This window comes from Nesterenkonia sandarakina, from assembly GCF_013410215.1.
GTDB lineage: Bacteria > Actinomycetota > Actinomycetes > Actinomycetales > Micrococcaceae > Nesterenkonia > Nesterenkonia sandarakina.
Genome location: NZ_JACCFQ010000001.1, coordinates 822,566 through 845,023 on the forward strand (window position 1 = coordinate 822,566; position 22,458 = coordinate 845,023).

At 68.0% G+C, this 22,458-nt stretch carries 28 protein-coding genes; 18 read left to right on the forward strand and 10 right to left on the reverse strand.

The window, feature by feature from the left end:
• Positions 1-13: 13 nt before the first annotated feature.
• Positions 14-958, forward strand: a complete 945-nt coding sequence (locus HNR11_RS03925; RefSeq protein WP_179441220.1) for a CorA family divalent cation transporter — start codon at positions 14-16, stop codon at positions 956-958.
• Here HNR11_RS03925 and HNR11_RS03930 read toward each other — a convergent pair.
• Together HNR11_RS03930 and HNR11_RS03935 are read right to left on the reverse strand one after the other, a co-directional pair.
• The gene (locus HNR11_RS03930) at positions 936-1,445 is read right to left on the reverse strand and encodes a DUF3995 domain-containing protein (RefSeq protein WP_179441221.1); all 510 of its coding nucleotides are present in this window, start codon (positions 1,443-1,445) and stop codon (positions 936-938) included. The two genes, HNR11_RS03925 and HNR11_RS03930, sit on opposite strands and share 23 nt — an antisense overlap.
• 13 nt (positions 1,446-1,458) lie before the next feature.
• Positions 1,459-2,067, reverse strand: a complete 609-nt coding sequence (locus HNR11_RS03935; RefSeq protein ID WP_179441222.1) for a TetR/AcrR family transcriptional regulator — start codon at positions 2,065-2,067, stop codon at positions 1,459-1,461.
• 133 nt (positions 2,068-2,200) lie between these two features.
• Here HNR11_RS03935 and HNR11_RS03940 point away from each other — a divergent pair, with 133 nt between their 5' ends.
• The 11 genes from HNR11_RS03940 (at position 2,201) to HNR11_RS03990 (ending at position 11,030) form a co-directional block, all read left to right on the forward strand.
• Entirely contained in the window at positions 2,201-3,043 is an 843-nt protein-coding gene (locus HNR11_RS03940; RefSeq protein ID WP_179441223.1) for an alpha/beta fold hydrolase, read from the forward strand.
• 70 nt (positions 3,044-3,113) lie between these two features.
• Positions 3,114-3,554 (forward strand): OsmC family peroxiredoxin, encoded by a 441-nt coding sequence (locus tag HNR11_RS03945; RefSeq protein ID WP_058887793.1) that lies wholly within the window; start codon positions 3,114-3,116, stop codon positions 3,552-3,554.
• 119 nt (positions 3,555-3,673) lie between these two features.
• Entirely contained in the window at positions 3,674-4,732 is a 1,059-nt protein-coding gene (locus HNR11_RS03950) for an NAD(P)-dependent alcohol dehydrogenase (protein ID WP_179441224.1), read from the forward strand.
• A gap of 293 nt (positions 4,733-5,025) precedes the next feature.
• Positions 5,026-5,514 (forward strand): helix-turn-helix transcriptional regulator, encoded by a 489-nt coding sequence (locus tag HNR11_RS03955; RefSeq protein ID WP_179441225.1) that lies wholly within the window; start codon positions 5,026-5,028, stop codon positions 5,512-5,514.
• A 10-nt stretch (positions 5,515-5,524) separates the two neighbouring features.
• Positions 5,525-5,935: a VOC family protein gene (locus HNR11_RS03960; RefSeq protein ID WP_179441226.1), complete on the forward strand. Its 411-nt coding sequence runs from the start codon at positions 5,525-5,527 to the stop codon at positions 5,933-5,935.
• 54 nt (positions 5,936-5,989) lie between these two features.
• Positions 5,990-6,442 carry a hypothetical protein gene (locus HNR11_RS03965; RefSeq protein WP_179441227.1) on the forward strand — a complete coding sequence of 151 codons (453 nt, stop codon included), beginning with the start codon at positions 5,990-5,992 and terminating at the stop codon, positions 6,440-6,442.
• Complete coding sequence (locus tag HNR11_RS03970) at positions 6,432-6,731, forward strand: transcriptional regulator (RefSeq protein WP_179441228.1); 300 nt, start codon at positions 6,432-6,434, stop codon at positions 6,729-6,731. The genes HNR11_RS03965 and HNR11_RS03970 overlap by 11 nt, the downstream gene beginning before the upstream one ends.
• Positions 6,732-6,817: 86 nt before the next feature.
• Entirely contained in the window at positions 6,818-7,834 is a 1,017-nt protein-coding gene (locus HNR11_RS03975; RefSeq protein ID WP_179441229.1) for an NAD-dependent epimerase/dehydratase family protein, read from the forward strand.
• A 34-nt stretch (positions 7,835-7,868) separates the two neighbouring features.
• Positions 7,869-8,582: a glycosyltransferase gene (locus HNR11_RS03980; RefSeq protein ID WP_179441230.1), complete on the forward strand. Its 714-nt coding sequence runs from the start codon at positions 7,869-7,871 to the stop codon at positions 8,580-8,582.
• Positions 8,579-9,607 (forward strand): acyl-CoA dehydrogenase family protein, encoded by a 1,029-nt coding sequence (locus HNR11_RS03985; protein ID WP_179441231.1) that lies wholly within the window; start codon positions 8,579-8,581, stop codon positions 9,605-9,607. Before HNR11_RS03980 ends, HNR11_RS03985 begins: the two co-directional genes overlap by 4 nt.
• Complete coding sequence (locus HNR11_RS03990) at positions 9,594-11,030, forward strand: bifunctional PIG-L family deacetylase/class I SAM-dependent methyltransferase (RefSeq protein ID WP_179441232.1); 1,437 nt, start codon at positions 9,594-9,596, stop codon at positions 11,028-11,030. Before HNR11_RS03985 ends, HNR11_RS03990 begins: the two co-directional genes overlap by 14 nt.
• Before the next feature lie 2 nt (positions 11,031-11,032).
• On the opposite strand, the gene HNR11_RS03995 is transcribed toward HNR11_RS03990, so the two are convergent.
• Positions 11,033-11,203: a hypothetical protein gene (locus HNR11_RS03995; RefSeq protein WP_157075346.1), complete on the reverse strand. Its 171-nt coding sequence runs from the start codon at positions 11,201-11,203 to the stop codon at positions 11,033-11,035.
• A gap of 50 nt (positions 11,204-11,253) precedes the next feature.
• Positions 11,254-11,646: a hypothetical protein gene (locus tag HNR11_RS04000; protein ID WP_179441233.1), complete on the reverse strand. Its 393-nt coding sequence runs from the start codon at positions 11,644-11,646 to the stop codon at positions 11,254-11,256.
• 213 nt (positions 11,647-11,859) lie between these two features.
• On the opposite strand from HNR11_RS04000, the gene HNR11_RS04005 reads away from it, so the two are divergent.
• Positions 11,860-13,287, forward strand: a complete 1,428-nt coding sequence (locus tag HNR11_RS04005) for an aldehyde dehydrogenase family protein (protein ID WP_179441234.1) — start codon at positions 11,860-11,862, stop codon at positions 13,285-13,287.
• A gap of 120 nt (positions 13,288-13,407) precedes the next feature.
• On the opposite strand, the gene HNR11_RS04010 is transcribed toward HNR11_RS04005, so the two are convergent.
• The gene (locus HNR11_RS04010; RefSeq protein ID WP_058888130.1) at positions 13,408-13,815 is read right to left on the reverse strand and encodes a YccF domain-containing protein; all 408 of its coding nucleotides are present in this window, start codon (positions 13,813-13,815) and stop codon (positions 13,408-13,410) included.
• A gap of 105 nt (positions 13,816-13,920) precedes the next feature.
• On the opposite strand from HNR11_RS04010, the gene HNR11_RS04015 reads away from it, so the two are divergent.
• From HNR11_RS04015 to HNR11_RS04025, 3 genes are read left to right on the forward strand one after another with little or no spacing between them, the layout of a single operon-like run.
• A complete protein-coding gene (locus tag HNR11_RS04015) occupies positions 13,921-14,325 on the forward strand; it encodes a TOBE domain-containing protein (protein ID WP_058887806.1) in 405 nt (134 codons plus the stop codon).
• A complete protein-coding gene (modA, locus tag HNR11_RS04020) occupies positions 14,325-15,113 on the forward strand; it encodes a molybdate ABC transporter substrate-binding protein (RefSeq protein ID WP_246310309.1) in 789 nt (262 codons plus the stop codon). The genes HNR11_RS04015 and modA overlap by 1 nt, the downstream gene beginning before the upstream one ends.
• The gene (locus HNR11_RS04025) at positions 15,110-15,931 is read left to right on the forward strand and encodes an ABC transporter permease (protein ID WP_179441235.1); all 822 of its coding nucleotides are present in this window, start codon (positions 15,110-15,112) and stop codon (positions 15,929-15,931) included. Before modA ends, HNR11_RS04025 begins: the two co-directional genes overlap by 4 nt.
• Here the strand turns inward: HNR11_RS04025 and HNR11_RS04030 are convergent.
• The 5 genes from HNR11_RS04030 to HNR11_RS04050 all read right to left on the reverse strand — a co-directional run bounded on the left by HNR11_RS04030 (position 15,902) and on the right by HNR11_RS04050 (position 21,112).
• Positions 15,902-17,413 (reverse strand): PepSY-associated TM helix domain-containing protein, encoded by a 1,512-nt coding sequence (locus tag HNR11_RS04030; RefSeq protein ID WP_179441236.1) that lies wholly within the window; start codon positions 17,411-17,413, stop codon positions 15,902-15,904. The two genes, HNR11_RS04025 and HNR11_RS04030, sit on opposite strands and share 30 nt — an antisense overlap.
• A 24-nt stretch (positions 17,414-17,437) precedes the next feature.
• A complete protein-coding gene (locus tag HNR11_RS04035; RefSeq protein ID WP_179441237.1) occupies positions 17,438-18,736 on the reverse strand; it encodes a Dyp-type peroxidase in 1,299 nt (432 codons plus the stop codon).
• On the reverse strand, positions 18,726-19,385 hold the full coding sequence (locus HNR11_RS04040; RefSeq protein ID WP_179441238.1) for a copper chaperone PCu(A)C: 660 nt from the start codon (positions 19,383-19,385) through the stop codon (positions 18,726-18,728). The genes HNR11_RS04035 and HNR11_RS04040 overlap by 11 nt, the downstream gene beginning before the upstream one ends.
• 266 nt (positions 19,386-19,651) lie before the next feature.
• On the reverse strand, positions 19,652-20,377 hold the full coding sequence (locus HNR11_RS04045; protein ID WP_179441239.1) for a copper resistance CopC family protein: 726 nt from the start codon (positions 20,375-20,377) through the stop codon (positions 19,652-19,654).
• Between the two features lie 66 nt (positions 20,378-20,443).
• The gene (locus tag HNR11_RS04050) at positions 20,444-21,112 is read right to left on the reverse strand and encodes a hypothetical protein (protein WP_179441240.1); all 669 of its coding nucleotides are present in this window, start codon (positions 21,110-21,112) and stop codon (positions 20,444-20,446) included.
• Between the two features lie 283 nt (positions 21,113-21,395).
• On the opposite strand from HNR11_RS04050, the gene HNR11_RS04055 reads away from it, so the two are divergent.
• Complete coding sequence (locus HNR11_RS04055) at positions 21,396-21,878, forward strand: hypothetical protein (protein ID WP_179441241.1); 483 nt, start codon at positions 21,396-21,398, stop codon at positions 21,876-21,878.
• A gap of 24 nt (positions 21,879-21,902) precedes the next feature.
• Positions 21,903-22,376, forward strand: a complete 474-nt coding sequence (locus HNR11_RS04060) for a hypothetical protein (protein WP_179441242.1) — start codon at positions 21,903-21,905, stop codon at positions 22,374-22,376.
• The last annotated feature ends 82 nt before the right edge of the window (positions 22,377-22,458 follow it).

The following is a 22,458-nucleotide window of genomic DNA, read 5'->3' on the forward strand; positions in this document are numbered from 1 at the left end:
TGGGCTGACGTGGGTGGATCTCAGCACGGCAGACCTTCCAAGCTTCGGGGCCACGGCCACCGCGCTGGGGCTGCGGGAGGCTCAGGTCGACTTCCTGCGCGGCAGCCGGAGCCGACTGCCGATCCCCACGCGCTCTGCGGAGTCGGTGGCGGCTGTGCTGCACCGCGTCGCCATCACCACCGAGGAGGACGGCCCCACCGCGGAGTTCCGCTTCTCGGAGCTGCGGATCCTCGCCTTGGACGCACTCGTGGTGACCGTGCAGCCGGAGAACCCCGGGCAGCCGCCCCTTCAGCTGCAGACCCTGCTCGAGAGCGCACACCCCTCTCCGCCGAAGCGCCCGCTGCGGGCCTCGGATGCCATCTCCGGGCTCATCGGTGCGGTGCTGCGGGACTACCCGGTGGCGCTGGACGAGCTGGAGACTGCGATCGAGTCCATGGAGAGCACCCTGTTCCAGGAGGCCCGGCTCGATGCGGCGCTCTCGCATCGGATCTATCAGCTCCTGCAGAAGGTGCACCGCTTCGACTGGGCGCTGCGGCCGGTGGAGTCACTGGCCACCGAACGTGGCACGGACGCCGTTGAATCCAGCCCTGCCGGTGAGGAGTCCTCCACTCGGGCCGATCTGATCATGCGCGCCAGGCGGATGCGAGACCGGGTGGAGCTGCTGCGCTCGCACCTGGAGAATGCGGTGGCCCTGCATTCCACCTTGCTGACCATCGAACAGAACGAGGCCACCCGTCGAGTGGCTGACGCCTCCTATGCCCAGGGCGAGCAGAGCAAGAAGATCTCCGGGTGGGCCGCGATCCTCTTCGCCCCGACCCTGATCGCCTCCATCTACGGCATGAACTTCCGGCACATGCCAGAACTCTTCTGGTCCTGGGGCTACCCGGCGGCGGTGGGGCTGATGCTCGCGCTGAGCCTGACGCTGTGGGTCATCTTCAAACGTCGCGAGTGGCTCTGAACCGGTGCAGACCGGCTGCCAGCACCAGCCCCCAGAGCAGAAGCATCGGATACCAGAGCAGCGCCTGTCCCAGCCGTGCCGCAGGGTCCTGAAGGGACAGACCGGGCCAGAGCAGCAGCCCGGTGTTGATCAGCAGACCAACCGCCCCGTAGAGGATCAAGCCGGCAGCGACCAGTCGGGAGGCGTTCCACCACAGGACCCGATGTGCCCGGCGTCGCGAGGATCCGGCCGCACCGGCGGGCAGCGCGTGGACCGCCACCAGCGGAATGATCGCCGCACCCGTCTTTCCCAGAGCGATTCCCAGCAGGGCAAGGCCGGTCAGCACCGGCATTGCATCCCGCAGGTCGATCAGCCACTGCCCGATGCTCGGCCGCAGCGCGTCTCCGCCGAAGGCCCAGTAGTAGCTCGGTGCCGCATTGAGCAGACCCAGCAGCGCGGCGACCCAGATCAGACCGGTGGACCGGGTCAGCCCGGTGGAGCGAGTCATGTCAGCGACCTGGTCATGTCAACGATTGGAGACGCATCGATTCCTCCGCTCCGAGCAGCGCCTCGGCTGCCCGGCGGGCCTTGCAGGCCATCGAGGAGTCCCCGGTGATCGCTGCGGTGGTCTGTGCGCCTTCGGCCAGCAGCATCAGCTGATCCCCCAGCTCCTCGGAGAACCCCGCCTCCACGGCGAGCTGTTCCATATAACGCCGGAAATCGCGTTTATGCGCCGCCGCCTTGGCGGCCACGGCGGGGGATTCGGTGGCCAGCTCGCCGAAGGCATTGATGAAGACGCAGCCGCGGAAGGAATCCGACTGGAACCATCCGGCGAGGTAGTCATAGATCGCCAGCAGGCGCGCCCTCGGGGAGTCTTGGAGCGCCATCGCCGTCGCGATCTCATCCACCCAGATCTGGTGGCGGTAATCCAGGACCGCGAGCACGATGGCCTCTTTGGAGGGGAACACCGTGTAGAGACGCTTGAGCGAGACGCCGCTGCGCTGGCGCAGCGCGTCCATCCCCACGGCGCGGAAGCCATGGGCGTAGTAGAGCTCATCCGCCGCCTCGATGATGCTGGCGCGCAGCGGATCGCTGGACTGGTGCAGGTGGGCGTCCCCCTGACGCGTCATCCTGGGCCTCTCCTTAGAATTTCCGGGATCTTCATGGTGCGGTCATTCCAGTGTACTTGCCAGAGAACGTTGGTTCTCCTAGGCTGGAGAACGTGGAGAACGAACGTTCTCCCACCTACAAGGAGGAACTGACATGTCACACGTCACCGTCGGAACCGAGAACAGCACAGACATCTCGCTCTACTACGAGGATCACGGCGCGGGCCAGCCCGTCGTGCTCATCCACGGCTACCCCTTGGACGGCTCCTCATGGGAGAAGCAGACCGCGGCACTGCTCGACGCCGGCTACCGCGTGATCACCTATGACCGTCGCGGGTTCGGGAAGTCCTCCCGCCCGACCACCGGACACGATTACACCACCTACGCCGCTGACCTCAACGCCCTGATGGAGTCCCTGGATCTGCGCGACGCCGTGCTGGTCGGCTTCTCCATGGGCACCGGCGAGGTGACGCGCTACCTGGCCAACCACGGATCGGACCGGGTGAGCAAGGCGGTCTTCCTGGGCTCGCTGCAGCCCTTCCTGCTGCAGACCGAGGACAACCCCACAGGTGTCCCCCAGGATGTGTTCGACGGCCTCTTCGACGCCGTGACCACCGATCGCTACGCCTTCTTCACGGCGTTCTTCGATGACTTCTTCAACACCAAGGACAACCTGGGCAGCCGGCTCAGCGAGGAGGCCCTGGCGGCGCACAAGAACTTGGCGTACGCCGCCTCCCCGCACTCCTCGGTCTGGGCCCAGCCGACCTGGCTCACCGACTTCCGGGAGGATGTCGCCGCCGTCGGCCGTTCCGGGGTCAAGGCGATGATCGTCCACGGCACCGCCGACAACATCCTGCCGATCGATGCCACCGGCCGGGTCTTCCACAAGGCACTGCCCTCGGCGGAGTATCACGAGATCGACGACGCGCCCCATGCCATGCTCTGGACCCATGCCCAGGAGGTCAACGAGCACCTGCTGACCTTCCTGCGCTCCTGACCACGTTCAGGAACCATCCGGACACAGCGACAAGACTGACGCTGGAACCACCAACTCAAGGAGACTCACTATGCCTACACGCACAGCCCGCACCGCCTGGAACGGATCACTCGAAGAGGGCTCCGGCCAGGTCGAGCTCAGCAGCTCCAAGATCGGCACCTACGAGGTGTCCTTCCCCAAGCGCGCTTCCGACGAGGCCAATGGCAGCACCAGCCCGGAGGAGCTGATCGCCGCAGCGCACTCCTCCTGCTTCGCCATGCAGCTCTCCGCCGTGCTCTCCGGCGCCGGAGGCACCGTGGAGTCCCTCGACGTCCGCGCCGACGTCTCCATGGGCCCGGATCAGGCAGGTGGCTTCAAGCTCACCGGCATCAAGATCACCGTCCACGGCGAGGTCACCGGCATCGACGAGGACACCTTCGTGAAGTCCGCCGAGGAGGCCAAGACCGGCTGCCCGGTCAGCAAGGCACTCACCGGGGTGGAGATCACCCTGGACGCCACCCTGGAGAGCTGAGCCCGGGACCCCACCGGGTCCACCAGATTGTTGCAGGGTCGCGGCGCGCATCCATTGCCCGCTGCGGCCCTGCGCCATGTCCACCGTTCTTCCCCATCAGCTTTAAGGAACCACCCTTCATGACCACCACGATCACCGCACTCCAGGCCGACAGCGCCGAGTCCAGCTTCACCACCCGCACCCTTGAGCGGCGCAGCCTGGCCGCCGACGACGTGCGGATCGCCATCCGTTACGCCGGCATCTGCCACTCCGACATCCACCAGGTCCGCGACGAGTGGGGCGGCACCACCTTCCCGATCACCCCGGGCCACGAGATAATCGGCGAGGTCGTCGAGGTCGGCTCCTCGGTCTCGAAGTTCACCCTCGGCGACACCGTGGGTGTGGGCTGCTTCGTGGACTCCTGCATGGAGTGTGAGGCCTGCAAGGACGGCGAGGAGCAGTTCTGCAGCCAGGGCGTCGTCGGCACCTATAACGGCCAGGACAAGTTCGGAGAGAACACCCACGGCGGCTACAGCCAGCAGATCGTGGTGCGCGACCACTTCGTGCTGAACATCCCTGAGGGCATGGATCCCGCCGCAGCCACCCCGCTGCTCTGCGCCGGGATCACCACCTATGCCCCGCTCAAGCGCTACGGCGCCGGCCCCGGCGTCAACGTCGGCGTCATCGGCATGGGCGGCCTGGGTCACGTGGCCGTGAAGATCGCCGCCGCCATGGGCGCCGAGGTCACCGTGCTCAGCCGCACCGACTCCAAGAAGGAAGACGGCCTGGCCTTCGGCGCCAAGGCCTACCGTGCCACCGAGGACGGCTCGGCGTTCAAGGACCTCGCCGGCAGCTTCGACCTGGTCATCAACACCGTGGGCGCCTCGGTCAGCCTGGACTCCTTCCTGGGCCTGCTGGGCCGCGGCGGCACCATGGTCAACGTCGGCGCACCCAGCGAGGAGCAGTCCTTCCAGATGTTCTCGCTGCTCGCGATGCGGCGCAACTACGCCGGCTCCATGGTCGGCGGGCTGCCCGAGACCCAGGAGATGCTGGACTTCTGCGCGAAGCACGGCATCACCTCCACGATCGAGCTGATCAACGCCGACCAGGTGGATGAGTACTACGAGAAGGTCGTCTCCGGCGACGTGCGCTACCGCGCGGTCATCGACATCGCCTCGCTGGAGTCAGCCGCCGTCTGAGCGCTCGGCAGGTGCGGTGACGCTGTCAGCCCGGCGCTATGGTCGCCGCTGACCCTGCGGCATCGAGAACGCCCCGTCCCGGAGGAGCCCTTCCAGCTCTGTTCCGCGGCGGGGCGTTCCTCGTGGCGCTTGATGAGACCCCCGGCAGCAACGAAAGCCGGTGATACGAGCGACCGGAGCTCGACCCCTCTTCCAACGCACACCGAGTAGCCCCGGAGGGTCAGGGCTGGGAGGTTCGGGATGCCGCGCGCCGGACCCTCGCGGAACGCTGCGTCCTCCGGGAGAATGCCGTCATGGGCAGCACACGCCAGGATCAGCGACTTCAGACCCTGGTGCTGCTGCGCAAGGTGCGCGATCGGATCGATCGGGAGTACGACAGGCCGCTCGACGTCGATCAGCTCGCGCGCGGGGTGCACCTCTCCGCCGGGTATCTGAGCCGGCAGTTCAAGCTCAGCTTCGGGGAGTCGCCGTATTCCTATCTGATGACTCGCCGGATCGAACGGGCGATGACCCTGCTGCGGCGGGCGGACATGACAGTGACCGACGTCTGCTTCGCCGTCGGCTTCTCCTCGCTGGGCACCTTCAGCACCCGATTCGCCGAACTGGTGGGTGTCCCGCCACGGATCTACCGGGAGAGTGCGGCGGGGGCCTTGGAGGGGGTCCCGCCCTGCCTGGCCAAACAGGTCAGCCGACCGATCCGGGCCGGCACGACGGCATCACCCATCGCGTCGAACGGGAAACTGGTCAGGAATCGAGAAGCGCGGGATGCCGCGCCTGCCTAGGCTCGTGGCCATGAACAACATCACGATTCATTACACGTTTCTGCCACACACCGACCCCGAGGCCTCCCTCCGGTTCTACCGCGACCTGCTGGGCTTCGAGGTCCGTCAGGATGTCGGCTACGAGGACATGCGCTGGATCACCGTGGGACCCGTCGAGCAGCCTCAGACCTCGATCGTGCTGCAGCCCCCGGCGGTGGACCCGGGCATCACCGATCAGGAGCGGGAAGTGATCCTCTCGCTCATCGCCAAGGGCAGCTTCGCCGGGATGACGCTGGCCGTCGATGACCTGGATGCCTTCTACCAGCAGCTGGAGAGCGCCGGAGCTGACGTGGTCCAGGAGCCGATCGACCAGGACTACGGGGTCCGGGACTGCGCCTTCCGAGACCCCGCCGGGAATCTGCTGCGCATCAGTCAGCGGTGAGCGCCTCGCTCTCAGTCCTTGTTTCCGCATAGGAAACTCGCTAGTGTTTCTTTCATGGAAACACCAAGGTCCACGCCTAGCCCGGATGAGGCCCGCCGCGCCCTGGACGCTGCCCAGCGCGAAGAACAGGCCACCATCAATCGACCGGTGCCTGTCTGGTACTTCCCAGCCCTCGCCGGCTTGATCCTCGCCCTCTTCGGGCTCAATGCGCTCGGAGGGCTGAGCGGCCCTGCCCGGATACTCCAGGCAACGTTGATCATTCTGCTCGCCGTCGGGATGGGCGCCCTAGTGGGGCGGGTCAGCTTCAACCAGCCTGCTTACCGGGGCACCCGCGTGCCGTGGGTGACGGTGGGCGCGTCAGGACTGCTGGCAGGCGCAGTCCCGATCACGGCGATCCTCCTGGACGACGTCCTGGGCTCCTGGGTGTGGCTGATGGCCGGCGTCATCCTCGCGGCAGGGATCCTCGCTCTCGGCGTTCCCTATGAGCGGCGGCATCGTGGCGCCTGAGCCACAGTTCGACGCACTGATCCACGCCCCGCACCGACTGCGGATCTGCGCGATGCTCTCCCAGGCCACGGGGATCGAGTTCGGCGAGATCCAAGAACGCACCGGGCTCTCGAAATCTGCGCTGAGCAAGCACCTCGGTCAGCTCACCGATGTTGGATACCTCAGCGAGGAACCGATCCTCCGGGCAGGACACTCACGTCTGGTGCTCTCGCTGACTCAGGCAGGGCGTCAGGCTTACCTCGCACACAAGGAGGCGCTCAAGCTGCTGCTGGAGGACCAGGATCCGTGACCCGTGGTCACTGCAGCGGGAGTCTGACCTGCCGCTGAGAGCGAAACGCTGTTGCCCCTCCCGGGATCTTCACGTTGGATCGGCCTATGAGACGGATCTTGATCCTCGGCGGCACCGGGTGGCTCGGTGCCGAGATCGCAGCCGCCGCGGTCGCCCAGGGCCACCAGGTGACCGCGCTGGCTCGCGGCGTCTCAGGATCCGCACCCGCAGGGGTCCAGATGGTCCACGCCGACCGGACCGAGTCCGGAGCATACGCACCGGTGCAGCATCCGTGGGATGAGGTCATCGAGCTCAGCTACACGCCAGAGCTGGTGGAGTCGGCGCTCCACGCCCTCGCCGCATACGCCCGGCACTGGACGCTGATCTCCAGCGTCTCGGTCTATGCGCGCAACGATCAGTCCGACGCCGAGGAGACGGCGCAGCTGCTTGTGCCCCAGGATCTTCAGGACTACGCCGACGCCAAGGTTCACGCCGAGAACATCTCCCGGGCCCGCCTCGGGCCGCGACTGCTGATCATCCGCCCCGGGCTGATCAGCGGACCCGGTGACCCCAGTGATCGGTTCGGATACTGGCCCGGCCGGTTCCAACGCGGCGGACGGGTGCTGGCCCCCGAACCTGCTCACCGTTGGGTGCAGACCATCGATGTGTCCGACCTTGCCGACTTCATCCTGGGACCGGGCTCCACCGTGGCCGGGACAGCTATCAACGCCGTCGGACTCCGCATCACCCTGGAGGAGTTTTTCGCCGAACTCCAAACCTCCGCTCCGGCGGGCACCACATTGGCTCCGGCGGAGGATCCATGGCTGCTGGAGCACGGCGTGAACTATTGGTCAGGCCCGCGATCCCTGCCGCTGTGGCTTCCGCTGCGTGACGCCGGCTTCGCCCAGCGCAGCAACGACCGCTTCGTGAATGCCGGCGGCACGCTGAGGTCTTTGACTGAGACCATCGCGCGGGTGCTGGTCGACGAGACGCGGCGGGGCCTGGACCGAACACGCCGTTCCGGACTGAGCGCTGAGGAAGAAGCTGACCTGCTCCGAATGCTCCCGACTGCAACAGCGGGAGCGCCACTGAAGGATCAGGACCAAAACAACGGATCACGGTGACGCTGGCACCCGCCAAGAGCCTAGACTCAGTCGAGTGAAAACCCCAACAGCGCCTGAGGTGCACGCGATCGTGGTGATCCCCGCCCACGATGAGGCGACCACCGTCGGCGCCGCGGTCACCTCGGTCCAGGCGTCTGCCCGGCGCGCGGCTCTGCGGCTGCGGCTGATCGTGGTCGCCGATGCCTGTGCCGATGCGACGGCTCCCACGGCACGTGCCGCGGGGGCCGAGGTGATCGAGATCGGCGCCAACAACGTCGGCGCCGCGCGGGCCGCTGGATTCACCCACGCCTTGAGCACCACGGGCCCGGACACCGGCTCACACCCCGGCGCGCTGCCCTGGCTGGCCACCACTGACGCCGACACTCAGGTCCCACTGGACTGGCTCGCCAAGCACGCCGCGTATCGGGACCGCGGTGCCGACGTCGTCGTGGGCACTGTCCTGCTCGCCCCGGTAGACGGGGAAGACCCGGTGGGCCGCGCCTGGGCCGAGGAGTACGCCGAGAAGATCACCGCAAGCGGACACCGGCACATCCACGGCGCGAACCTCGGCTTCAGCGCGCACGCCTATCTCAGCGTGCAGGGGTTCCGCAGCCTCGCCGACGATGAGGACGTGGACCTGATGGCCAGGCTGCGCCTCAGCGGCGCCGTGATCGTCACCGCCACCGACCTGCCGGTGGTGACCTCGCGGCGCACCACCGGCCGCGCCCCGCGCGGATTCGCCCGAACCCTGGGAGCCTTGAACGCATGACCGACCTTCTGCACCAGCTCCACGAGCAGCTGCGCCGACCCAGCCCTGCGCTGCCCGGACGCGGCGACACCGCGGCCCGCTGGCAGCGCCTGGCCGCCATCGCGGCGCAGAACACCGTGCTGGGTCGGCTCTATGAGGCCCATGCCGACGCGGTCGCGATCACCTCCGACCTGCAGCACCCAGACCTGGTCTCTGCCGGTCAGCTCTGGGGAGTCTGGGCGGCTGAGCCCCCGAGCCCGGTCCTCACCGCTACCCGCGGCGATGCCGGCTGGACCCTCTCCGGCAACAAGCCCTGGTGCTCCGGCGCCTCCCTGTGCAGCCACGCCCTGCTGACCGCGACCGTGACCCAGGAACCCCAGGCCGAGGACGACGGCGGCAACTACGACACCGGCGCCGCGCAGAAGATGTTCTTCGCAGTGGACCTCTCCTCCCCCGGCGTCGCCCCGGTGCCTGACACCTGGCATGCGGTGGGCATGGCGGCCAGCGACTCCGGCTGGGTGTCCTTCGACCAGGTGCCGGCCCAAGCGCTGGGCACCCACTCGGACTACCTGGACCGGGCCGGCTTCTGGCACGGCGGCATCGGGGTCGCCGCCTGCTGGTACGGCGCCGCGCGCGCCATCGCCGAACCCCTGCTCCTGCGCGCCACCGGCCCTACAGCCGCGCCGATCCTTCGAGCACACGCCGGAGCAGCGGGCGCCGCGCTGACCGCCGGATGGGCCCTGCTGCGCGGAGCTGCCCGCACCATCGACGCCGACCCGCAGAATCTTCCGCTGGCGAAGGCGGAGGCCTTCGCGGTGCGCACCTACATCGATCGCATGGCCGCTGAGGTCATCGACCGCACCGGACGCGCGCTGGGACCAGGCCCGCTCGCCTCAGACCCCGCCCACGCCCAGCGGGTGGCCGATCTCAGCGTCTATATCCGCCAGTCCCACGCCGAGACCGATGAGGCGGCGCTGCCCGCGATCATCGCCGAGCACGGCCTGAGCTGGGACCACCTGATCGGAGACGCTCATGGCACCTGGTGAGACCCCGCCGACCTTCCACGGCACCCAGGCCCCACGCAGCAGCCTCAGCGCCTGGCAGGACTACGACGCCGACGTGCCGGAATGGGGCATCGGGGCGCTCGACCACGCCGGACGGTGGATCCCTCACCAGCTGCCCGGACTGCTGGTGCTGGCTCCGCACCCTGACGATGAGGTGCTCGGGGCGGCCGCGCTGATCGCCGCCGGGCTGCGCAGCGCAGCCCCGGTGAAGATCCTGGCCGCGAGCGACGGCACCGGATCCCATCCGCCCGAAAACATTCCCGCTGATCAGCTGGCGAGGATCCGCACTGCGGAGTCCGAGGCCGCCTTGGATGAGCTGCGCACCCTCGGCGCTGGCTCCTCCAGCGGACTGGAGCGGCTGAGGCTGGAGCTGCCCGACGGTGAGCTCAGCGCCCACCAGGCAGCGCTCACCGAATCCATCGGGGCCGCGCTGGAACAGATGCCCCGCGGCACCCTGCTGGCCGCCCCACTCTCCCATGACGGTCATCCTGATCATGACGCCTGCGGTGAGGCCGCGCGGGCGGCAGCAGCCGAGCACAACGTGGCACTGGTGCAGTACCCGGTGTGGCTCTGGCTGCACAGCGCACCTCCCGGGTCGTCGGGAGAATCCGAAGCAGCTGCGGAGGTCCCCTGGTCGGCGGCGCGCTCGATCCCGATCGATGCCGAGCTCGCGGAGGTCCGGGCGCGCGCCGTCGCGGCCTTCGCCTCCCAGCTGGGCACTGAACTGGGCACCCCGGTGGACCGCGGGCCCGGGGAACCGGTGCTGACCTCGCACATGCTGGCAACCGTGCTGCGCGATCAGCAGATCGTCTTCCCGGCAGCGCCGCTGGACTTCGAAGGCCTGCATGCCGGGCGTGAGGACCCCTGGTCGGTGACCAGCCGATGGTATGAGCAGCGCAAGTACACCCTGACCATGGCGGTGCTGCCGCGCAGGCGCTACCGCCTTGCCTATGAGCCGGGGTGCTCCATCGGCGGGCTGACCGAGCTGCTCGCCGAGCGCTGCGATGAGGTCCTTGCCACGGACATCTCAAGCTCAGCGCTGGAGGCTGCGGCTCGGCGGGTGCCTGAGAGCAATGTGCGCTTCCAACAGGCCAGCATCGAAGACTGGCCCGCCGCTGAGATCGACCTGATCCTGATCAGCGAGCTGGCGTACTACCTGAACGACTCTCAATGGGCGGCCGTTCTGGGACGCGCGAAGACGACCCTGGCCTCGGGAGGACACCTGGTCTCCGTGCACTGGCGCCACCCCGACGCCCAGGCGTACCGCAGCGCAGCGCAGATCCGCGCGGACCTGCGGGGAGTCCCGGGCTGGGAGCTCCATGCCAGCTATCAGGACCCGGACATGCTGATCGACGTCCTCGGCCCATCAGGTCCCAGCGTGGCGCAGGCCGAGTTCCTGGACTGAGATCAGGGCTGGCGGAGGGTGCCGCGCGCCGGACGAAGCTCCGGTGCACCGGAGATGAGGCGGCGCAGGTTCCCGGCCGTGGCCCAGAGGCCAGCGGTGATGAGCACCGGTCCGGCCAGCACGATGGCCGCCAGGAAGAACGCATTGAACGTCTGGATCAGGGTGATGCCCACGGCAGGCTCCTTAGGTGTGCGGGGATGGGTGGAGGCTTGAGCTGGCGGGCTCAGGCGGCGCTGTACAGACTGCGGTTGAAGTGGAGCCTGCGCGAGGCGAACTCCGTGCCGAGCATCCGCTCGATGTTCGGCACCACACCGCGAGCGACCGTCTCCATCAGATCCGAGGGGTCAGACTCTGCCGTGATCGTGCAGTTCAGGTGAAAGACCAGGTCAGCCTGGTCCCCTGAGATCTCCACGATGGCGGACTCCACATGCGGGTGGGCCATGAGTCCAGCCGATGCGGCCTTGGCCATCTGGTCATAGCGGGTGCAGCGCAGCCGCTGCGCCCGGCTTGCCTGGAAGGCAGGGCCGGTGCTCTCGGGCAGTGGCCGCTGTGGCGCTTCTGCCTGCGTGAGTCCTGCCTGCGGAAGCGTGCTGGTGGGGACTGGCTGTGTACTCATCTGGCATCTCCGTACCCTTCGGTGGCTGCCCCCTGTTGCAGTCACGCCCGATCCTGTTCATTGACGTTACTGTTAGAACGTATAACTATTCGATGCACTCGCGCAACGTGACTAAAGGTGCCAGTTGCTCCTGTCGGTCGACGAGCTGGGAAGAGCTGGCGCATATCCGCGTCTGTAGGGTGAGAGCACCACCCTGACCTGAGAGGTTCACCTATGCCGTACACCCCGTCCGAGGCCCGCAGCCCTTCCCTCAAGAAGCTCGCCACTGCCCCGGCAGCCGTCGACGCCGGCGTCGCGGAAGCCAAGAGGGTATTCGCCAGCGGACGGACCCGGTCGATGGACTGGCGGAGGGACCAGCTGCTGGGCCTCCAGCGCCTGCTGCAGGAGCGGGCCACTGAGATCCACGCCGCGATGCATGCGGATCTGGGCAAGAACGACGTCGACTCTCACCTCACCGAGGTGCTATCCGTGAAGTCCGAGGTCAAGCAGACGCTGAAGCACCTGACCCAGTGGACCCGAGACCGGAGCACCCCAGTGCCGCTGCTGGTGGGCAGCGCGCGCGCCCATGTGCAGCGCCAGCCGCTGGGCACGGTGCTGATCATCGGGCCGTGGAACTACCCGTTCCACCTGCTGCTGATGCCGTTGATCGGCGCCCTGGCGGCGGGGAACTCGGTGGTGCTGAAACCCAGCGAGCTGGCCCCGACCGTCTCCGCCACGGTGGCGCGGCTGATCCCGCAGTACCTCGACCCCGAGGCGGTGCAGGTCATCGAGGGCGGCGTGGAGGAGACCACACGCCTGCTGGAGCACCCCTTCGACCACATCTTCTACACCGGCAATGGCGCGGTGGCTTCCATCGTGATGACCGCTGCGGCCAAGCACCTGACCCCGGTGACCTTGGAACTGGGCGGGAAGTCCCCGGTCTGGGTCGACCCCTCTGCGGACCTCACGAGCACGGCGGAGGCGCTGGTCTGGGGCAAGTTCAGCAACTGCGGTCAGACCTGCGTCGCCCCGGACTACCTGCTGACCACCCCCGAGATCGCTGAACCTTTGGCCCGAGAGATCGCCCGGGTCACGCGACGCGCCTTCGGGACAGACCCGTCCACCGCCGAGAACTACGGCCGGATCATCAATGAGCGTCACACCGAACGTCTGACCGAGCTGCTGGGCTCTGGCCGCGTGGTCATCGGAGGCGAGACCGACGCCGCCGCGCGCTACGTCGCCCCCACGGTGCTGCTAGGGGTCGGCCCCGACTCTCCGGTGATGCAGGAGGAGATCTTTGGTCCGATCCTGCCGATCCTCACCGTGGCAGATCACCGGGAGGCGATCGACTTCATCAACGCCCGTCCGAAACCGCTGGCGCTCTATGCCTTCACCGAGCGCGAGGAGGTGCGGGAGGACTTCCAGGAACGGACCTCCTCCGGCGGGCTGACCTTCAACACGGTGATGACCCAGCTGGCGGTGTCCAGCCTGCCGTTCGGCGGTGTCGGGGCGAGCGGCATGGGGCGCTATCACGGGGAGTACAGTGTGGCGACCTTCAGCCACGAGCGCGGCGTGCTGCGCAAGCTCCCCGGCTTCGATCCCACCCGGTGGGCGAAGGCGCCGATCTCTTGGGGGATGCGCAAGATCCTGCTCAAGGGCTGAAGCGCGCCGGACCGCTGGGCTGGCGGAGCGCCGGACCGCTGGGCTGGCGGGGCGCCGGGTGGCTCAGCTGGCAGGGCACCCCCCCCGGTTTGGCCAGGCCTGGCCTGCGAGCCCGCCCGTTCAGGCGTGCCGGTAGGTCGGCAGCACCGCGTTGGAGGCCACGATCACCTTGCCCAGCGGCATCAGCGAGACCGGGATCAGCTTGAGGTTCGCGATGCCCAGCGGGATCCCGATGATGCTGACGAACATCGGGATCGCGGTGAGCACGTGCCCGATGGCGATCCAGATCCCCGCCACCAGAACCCAGATCACATTGCCGATGGTGGTGAAGAGCCCTGCGCCTCGGGGGCTTCGATCCACGATCGTGCGGCCGAAGGGCCACAGCGCGTAGGCCCCGATCCGGAAGGACGCCAGCCCGAAGGGGATCGTGATGATCAGCAGGCAGCACACGATTCCGGCGAGGAAGTAGCCCAGCGCCAGCCACAGACCGCCGAAGACCAGCCAGATGACATTGAGAATCGTGGAGATCATGGAGTTCATCTCTCCATTCAATAGCATCAGGCGCCGTGTTCGACAGGGCAAAGGTCCCCTATGGCGCCATTACTCCGTTTTCGCGGCTGGTATTCTCAGATAATGCCGCAGATACGGATCTCAGACGCCGCTCGCTTCCTGGCTGTCAGCGATGACACCGTCCGCCGCTGGGTGGCCAAGGGAGACCTGCAGGCCGAACATGACTCCAACGGTCCCATGGTGCTCGACGGCGCCGAGCTGGCCCGCTTCGCGCAGGCGCGGGCGGCCGCCCCAGCGGAGCTCGGCGGTGCACAGAGCTCTGCCCGGAATCGGTTCACCGGCCTGGTCACCGCGGTGACAAGCGACCCGGTGATGTCCCAGGTGGAGCTGCAGTGCGGGCCGTTTAGGGTGGTGTCCCTGCTCAGCACGGAGTCTGTGCAGGAGCTGGGGCTGGAGCCCGGCGTCGTCGCCACGGCCTCGGTGAAGGCCACCCAGGTTGTGCTTGAGCGGCCTGGGAGCCAGCCCTGATGCACCGGACCCCGATGTACCGGGCCCCGATGCGCCGGACCTTGATGGGCCGGACCCTGGGCGCCGCAGCGATGCTGCCGGTGCTGCTGCTGAGCGCGTGCTCCTCCGATGGGCCGGGCCCAGGCCCGATCCAGGTGTTCGCCGCCGCCTCCCTGACTGAGACCTTCACCGAGATCGGGGAGCGGTTCCACCAGGAGACCGGAGTCGAGGTCGCCTTCAACTTCGCCGGCTCCTCGGACCTCGCCGCGCAGCTGGACCAGGGAGCCCCGGCGGATGTCTTCGCGGCGGCCGACGAGGACACCATGGACCAGATCGTGGACGCAGGGCTCACTGGGTCGACCCCGGTCAGCTTCGCCTCGAACACGCTGACCCTCGTCACCCCGCCGGGCAACCCCGCCGGCGTGACCGGACTGGCGGACCTGACCGGCGACGATGTCGTCACTGTGGTCTGTGCCCCGCAGGTCCCCTGCGGGGCCGCCACGCAGCGCCTCGCCGCAGTCGCCGGCGTCGAGCTCTCACCGGCCAGTGAAGAATCAGCCGTCACCGACGTGCTGGGGAAGGTCCGGGCCGGTGAAGCCGATGCCGGGATCGTCTACATCACCGACGCCGCCGTCGCCGCTGAGGACGTGGAGCAGATCGATCTCCCGGAATCCGAGGAGGTCGTGAACCACTACCCGATCGCCACCCTGGAGTCGTCCGCGAACCCCGCAGCGCAGGAGTTCGTGGCCTTCGTCGAAGGTGAGCAGGGACGAGAGGTGCTGCGCGAGGCCGGGTTCGGGCGGCCATGACACTGACCCCCTCCACCGCAGCCTCGCCGCGGAACGGTCGGCATGCCTCCCCCGGCCCACGATGGCTGCTGCTCCCGGCCGCCGTCGGCATGGCGCTGATCCTGGTGCCGCTCCTGGCGATCGTGCTGCGGGTGTCCTGGAGCGACTTCCCTGCCCTGGTGACCTCGTCCTCCTCCGTCTCGGCCCTGGCACTGAGCCTTCGCACGGCCGCGACCTCCACGGTGCTCTGCGTGGTGCTGGGAGTGCCGATGGCGTTCCTGCTCTCCCGGATGCACTTCCGCGGAAACGGGGTCCTGCGAGCGCTGGTGCTGCTGCCCATGGTGATGCCGCCGGTGGTGGGCGGCGTGGCGCTGCTCTACACCTTCGGACGCCAGGGCCTGCTGGGTGAATCCATGAACGCGCTCGGGATCAGCATCGCGTACTCCACCACCGCGGTGGTCCTCGCTCAGACCTTCGTGGCGCTGCCGTTCCTGGTGATCACAGTGGAGAACGCGCTGCATGGACTTGATCCACACGTCATCGAGGCCGCCGTGATGGACGGAGCGGGCCCCACCGCCGTGCTGCGCACGATCATCCTGCCGCTGATCACCCCGGGGCTGATCTCCGGCGCGATCCTCGCGTTCGCCCGCGCCCTGGGAGAGTTCGGCGCGACCATCGCCTTCGCCGGGAGCCTGCAGGGGGTCACCCGCACGCTGCCCCTGGAGATCTACCTGCAGCGCGAGACCGACCCGGATGCCGCCGTCGCCCTGTCCCTGCTGCTCATCGCCGCCGCGGTGCTGGTCGTGGGACTAGCTGGGGCCCGGCACCCGAGACACTGAGGCGCCGCGGCGCGCGCGCAGCCCCAGCAGCAGATCGATCACGAGGAAGACGACCAGGCTGACGCCGAGCACGGGCAGGAACCACCCGATGCCACCCAGCACACCGACGGTCAGGAGTTTTCCCCACCACGGGGCCCGGCGGAACGCGCCTCGCGCGGGGGCCGGACCCAGAGTCTTGCCGCTGTGCCGTGGGCGGCGCTGCCACCACATCACATAGCCGAAGATCACCATGGCGATGATGCCCAGCGAGATTCCGAGCAGCAGAACCTGATTGGCCAGCCCGAAGAGGGTCCCCATGTGCAGCCAGATCCCCCACTGGGCGAGTTTCGCGACGAAGGGAAAGTCGTCGAAGTAGAGCACGTCGTGGGCTTGAAGATTCTCAGGGTTGACCGAGACGCTGTGCACCTCAGGAGCTGGAAGCGCAAGACTGACATCGCGCATGCTCCACGCCTGGCCCTCCTCCGCCGGGGTGATGATCTCCAGCTGTGTGGAATCAAATCCTGCGGCCCGACCCGCTGTCAGCACCTCATCAAAGAGAGACGGGTCAATCGCGCCTGTTGCCGGGGCGTCGGAGGACCCGGAGCTGCCGTGGTCGTGTCCGGCATGAGCGTCCCCAGTGGATGATCCCTCCAGCTCGGTCTGCACCGACGGGGTCTCCCAGCTCAGCGCCGCGCGGGCATCAGAGACATTGGCTCCGCCGTAGGTGGACCAGGTGATTCCGGTGGCTGCGAGGAACAGGGCGCCCACGGAGAGCCAGATGCCCACCGACGCGTGCCAGGACCGGGTCCTGGCGTAGCCCTTCCGGGAATGATCCGGAACGAGCAGACCCTTGACCGGCGTCGTCGAAGACCTTCGACGACGAGCGGTGACCCACCGTGAGACCCAGAGACCGAGCCCCGCCAGGACCACCACCGCGAGCCAGGACGCGGCCAGCTCGCTGTACAGCCGACCCCAGTCTCCGAGGAAGAGGTGCCGGTGTGCCTGCGCGACGTCGAACCGGAAGGGCAGCGAGCCGCTGGACCCATAGACTGCCTCCTGCCCCAGCACCTCGGCGGTGTCCGGGTCGACGAAGACTCCCATATGTTGCGATGCCGCGAGGTCTTCATCATTGAACATGACTCGGGTGGTCTCGCCAGGCTCGGCGGCGGGACGCACCGCGGCAATGGCTGCACCCTCCCCCATGCTCAGCTGCGCAGCCTCGACCTGATCGGCGAGCGGGAGCGGATCCGTGCCGCCGTCGACCTCGAGCACGTCACCGTAGAGGGCGGCTTCGATCTGTGGTGAGAAGGCGTAGAGCGCGCCGGTCGCGGCGGCGATGAGGATGAACGGGCCCACGAAGATCCCGGCGTAGAAGTGCAGGCGGCGCAGCAGCGGGGCGAACCACGGTGGCTGTCTCCGCGGCGAACCCTCGTGGGGGAGACGCGCTCGACTCGATGGGGGTTGTTTCTCAGCGGGCTCCGTGGCCCTGGTATCCGTAGTCATGGGGTGCTTTCTGAACAAGAAGGTTTAAGTGAGGAAGTCGCCGATGAAGCCGCCGGGCTGACACCCCGGTGGCACGGCGAAGACGGCGCTGCCGATCGGGGTGGTCCACTCGTTGAGCCGGTCCCCTTCTGCGAGTCGCCTCTGGATGGGCAGGAACTGGCGCTCCACGTCGGCCTGATACGACATGAAGATCAGACCCGAGTCACTGATCCGCTCCCCGGAGGGTGGATCGTCGTAGTTGTAGCCGCGACGCAGGATCTGTTCCTCAGGTGCCATCTGGCGTGCCCGGCGGATATGGGCGAACTCTTCGATCACCGGGAAGCCCAGCGCGCTGGTGGCCTCGAAGTCCGGATCCTCGTGTTCCCGGGTGCCGGTCAGCGGTGCCCCGACGCTCAGATCGCGCCCTACCGAGGACTCCTTGCCGCTGCGGGCCAGCTCGTCCCACCCATCCATGTCCAGCCGGATCCGGCGGATGACCAGCGAGGTGCCACCCTCCACCCATGGGCTGAGCGAGCTGGAAAACCCCTGCGGTGGGTGACCCCAGACGGCGAACTCGTTCCCGTCACCGCCCCGCTCGGGCTGCACGGTCTCATCAACCTGACCGAAGAGGTTGCGCATCGAAGAGCCTTCCTCCTGCGCCCCATGCGCCGAACGAAATCCGTCCTGGACCCAGCGCGGACGGGCCTCGCTGCGCGCGGACTTCAACATGATCCGGCGCGCATGAGCCAGCGAGATCGGGTTGTTCCCACAGATCTGCAGCAGCAGATCACCACCGCACAGCGCCGGATCCAGATCATCGATCTCGAAGTCCGGCAGATCCTTCAGCCACGTCGGCGCGGCCGAGGGGTCCAACGCCTCGATGAGCCGAGGACCGAAGCCGAAGGTCACCGTCATGCTCGCGGGATGAGCGGCGAGCTCCGGCTCGGTGTCCGCCAGCGCCGGCCTCCCGGCGGTCAGCCGGGAGGCGTCGTCACTGAGCAGCCGCAGCAGCCGGGTGACGCTGTTCGGATCGGTGGGATCACGCAAATCCAGGGCGACCAGCACGGCATGGGCCTGGGCGGGGGTTTCGATGCCCGCCTGCCGCGCGCCGTAGAACGGCACCGTCTCCGCACCGTAGCTGATGCTGCGCACCTCGGGCTGCGTCTCACCCCAGCCCAGGGCGCTGCCCATGCTGGCCGCGGCGGCGACTCCTGCCCCGCCCACGCCGGCGCCGAGCAGGAGCCCTCGGCGGGAGAAGCCGCGCCGGGAGGTCCCTCGTTCGGGTCTGCCCCGTTGAGCTGGTCCCTGACCGGCGCCCGTCGGATCAGGCCGCTCAGTGCTCATGATCATCGGAGTCGTGATCAGCCTCAGCGGCGTCATGGTCCATCTCGTCCATGTCTTCGCTATGGTCCATCTCGTCGCCGTGGTCCATGCCCTCCATCTCATCGCCGTGCTCGTAGGGCTCATCCTGCCCGCCGTCGTCGCGGACCATGGCTTCAATGGACTCCTGCGTGCCGTCCTCGAACTCCAGCGAGATCTCCAGCACCTCGCCGGGCAGCAGCTCCTGTTGCAGATCCATCAGCATCAGGTGGTCCCCTCCGGTCTCCAACTCCAAAGCGCCTGAGGCCGGGATGGTGAAGCCGCCGTCGATCTCCTGCATGACCTGCTGGCCGTCTTCCTCCACGATCTCGTGGAGCTCCGTGATGCCGGCGACCTCAGAACTCGCTGCGACGACCGTGAGGTCCTCATCGGTCAAGTTCTCGATGGTGCCGAAGACGCTGGTCATCTCAGAGTCCGTGGCGCGTGCCCAGACATCGTCTTGACTGCTCTGGATCAGAGCATTGTCGCCCGACTCAGCCTGGGGGGCCTCGGACTGAGTCGTCTCAGCCTCGGTTTCAGACTCTTCAGGCTCGGTTCCTGCGTCTGCGCAGGAGGTCAGCGTCAGCGTTGCGGCTGCCGCGAGGGCGGAGAGGGTCCAAGTGGTGTTCTTCATGACAGTGGTGTCCTTTCGGGCGTATGACCCTGAAGCCCGAGGGCGCACTGAGGCGCGACGGGCATAGGTGTGTTGGGTGAGGAGGCGATCCGCGGATGCGGCTCTGCTCAGCTGCACCTGGCCACAGAAGAGAGGCAGGCCAGCATTGACCTGATCAGGGGCTGCGTGAGGGCAGCACCGGGACAGGCGTGGGAGCTCGACGTCGACGAGTCAGGCGCGGAGTTTCCGCCGCGACAGCTCAGGCGCGTTAGGTCAGGCGCGACGGGTCAGGCGCGGGGGTTCTTCCGCCCGCGCAGGACAGCGGTCGCGATCGCGGCGATGCCACCGACTACGACGATGCCACCGAGCACGAACGCCCAGACCGGAAGCCCGGAATCCTGCTGGGTGTCAGCAGCGGCGTCACCCGCGACCGGCTCCTCCGCCTGATCAGGATCAGCGGCGCTGGAGTCGGCGGCGTCGTCGTCCTCTGCTGGCGCAGCGGATTCAGTCTCCGTCTCGGCCTCATCCTCGGTCTCCTCCGAAGCGGAGGCCGTGGGCTCTGGCGTCGGCTCAGGCTCCGGGGCGGTCTCCTCGACTTCGAAATCGAAGGACTGCTCCTCGGCGTGGCCATCGGAGTAGACCACTCGGTAGGCCACCGTGTAGTCGCCTCCGGGGAGATCCTCAGGGAACTCCGCTGACATGGTCGCACCTTCGACCTCGGTTTCGCCCTCCCAGTTCTCCCCGTCGGCATCGCTGACCTGGATGATGTTGGTGATTCCATCACCTGTGGTCAGGCCGCCTCCGGAGAACTCGAGGGTGATCTCCTCGGGGCTCTCCTGCAGGACCTCCCCCGCCTCCGGGGAGGAGGCGATGAGCGAATCGTGCGCCCAGGCCGGAGCGGCCATCGTGGTGACCGCCAGGCCGAGCGCCGCAGTGGTGGAGAGCGCGGTGATGCGACCGGCGCGTCGGCGACGCGTGGTGGGCGTACAGGGTGCAGTGGTGTTCGGTGACATGGGGTTGTGCTTTCCGTCGTGAAGTGACTGGTCCCCGGCGTCGTGCCGTGGGGACCACGGGTGATGTCAGCTCACGAGGACAGGCGGTCCACGCAGCGTCTGCGCGCCACCGCCGCACCAGAGATCCTGCAGGATCACGGTGGAGAAGGAGTCATGCGCGCGGATCGCCCGGGGCCCGGTCAGCGACACCGGGCGCAGGAACAGCAACAACACCGGGCGCAGCAGCAGCAGGGAGCCGAGCGCGTGCAGGATCAGCTCGCCGCGACGGATCACCGCGAAGGTGAAGATCCCGGCACAGACGTGGGCGAAGACCATCGGCGCGTCGGGCAGCACCTGAGCCACCGCACTTGTCTCCCCCGCTCCCGCGACGGTCACGACGTGATCATGGACCGCATGTCCGGTGTGCGCTGCGGCGTCGCTGTGCACGGTGGTGCTGGCTGACGAGCCGGTGGCCGGGAAGAGCGCAAACAGGCCGTGCAGCATGGCCTGGCTGAAGACGACGGCGACGCCGAGCCGGACGCGGCTGAGCCGGACGGCGGAGAGCGAGGCGCAGACGGGCAGGCTCACCGCGAGCGCCAGGACCAGCACGATCCAGTGCGGCATGTGATGCCCAGCAGCGGTGTGCGAGACGGCGGCGGACCCGATGGCCAGGCTCGCGGCCAGCAGTCCCCGGCCCAGCCGGGCGGGACCCGAGACGAGGCGCGGCGAAGGGGTGATGTCCGCGGCATTGACCACAGGAAACCCCCTCCTTCGGCTGATGTCGGCGAGTCTACTACAGCGCGTAGAACCGTTGCCGGGTGGATCGCTGCTTGTCGGATCGGTTACGGGGCCCGCTCCGCTCATGGACGCCTCGCCCCGGTTCGTGTCATCGATTGTGCAATCTGTGCAGGTTCTCCGCCTCCTGGCGGATGAAACGGCGGTCGAATTGCACAATCGATGCAGGCAGGGCGGCTTCACCGGACTAAATCGCCCCGGAGTGGCTCGCGCGGATGACTCGGGGCGGGGACATACTGGCGCTATGTCGAGCAGCCAGTCACCGAGGGCCCACCGCATCGGGTGGGCGAGTCGATTCCTGCGCATCACGGCTTGGGCGGCGTTCCTGGTTGCGGGGACGGCCGGGACCTGGTTCGGGACCCTCGCCCTGCTGCCCTGGGGGCTGGGCTACAGCTACGACACGGCCACTGGGATTCAGCACGGCCCTCCAGTGCCGTGGCAGTTCCTGGTCTGCGGCGTCCTGCTCCTGGGCATCGCGGTGGTGACATCCTGGAACCGGTGCTGGCCTACGGTGCTGCTGCTGCCGCCGTCGCTGACTCTGGCCTGGTCCATGACCGCCAGCAGCGAGGACATCACCGGCCTCTGGCTGGTGGGGGCGGGCTTCATGGCGGTGGGCAGCACGCTGGGGACGCTGGTGGTCCTGGGCGTCACCAGATTCGCCCGGCCCGAGCACACACTGCCGAAGTCCCCCTTCGACGGCGGCACCCGCGTGTCGCAGCGTGACTGACTCTGCCTCGAACATACTGACGCGATGACCACCCTTCCGCCGGCCGGACCTGCCGACCGCAGCCACTCCTGGGGAAGCTCGCGCTTCCTGGCCTGGGCGCTCTTCGTGATCCTCGGGTCCACCGGCGCCTGGTTCGCGTGGATGGGCTGGGACCAGGAGTATCAGGTGGACCCGGTGACCGGACTGGCGCACGGCCCCTATGAGGCCTGGCAGGTGATCGGCTGCGGCATCACCCTGTTGGCGGTGGCCGTGCCGGCTTCTTGGGGGCGGCACTGGAAGTCCGTGCTGCTGCTGCCGCCGTCGTTCACTGTGGCCTGGAGTGTCACCGCGGCCAGTGAGGACAGCAGCGGACTGTGGCTCGTCGGTGCGATCATGGTGCTCATCGGCAGCAGCCTGGGCACAGCCGTGGTCCTCGGTGTCACCGGCGGTGTCGAGAGCCTCCTCGGGCGGATCCGGAGACCCGGAGCTCCGCGCGAGGTGGGCTCAGGTCACCCCTGAGGCATCGAGTGTGCAATTCGTGCAGGTTTTTCCTCGGGATCCGTGCTCTGCGGCGCTCGAATTGCACAATCGATGGCGCGGG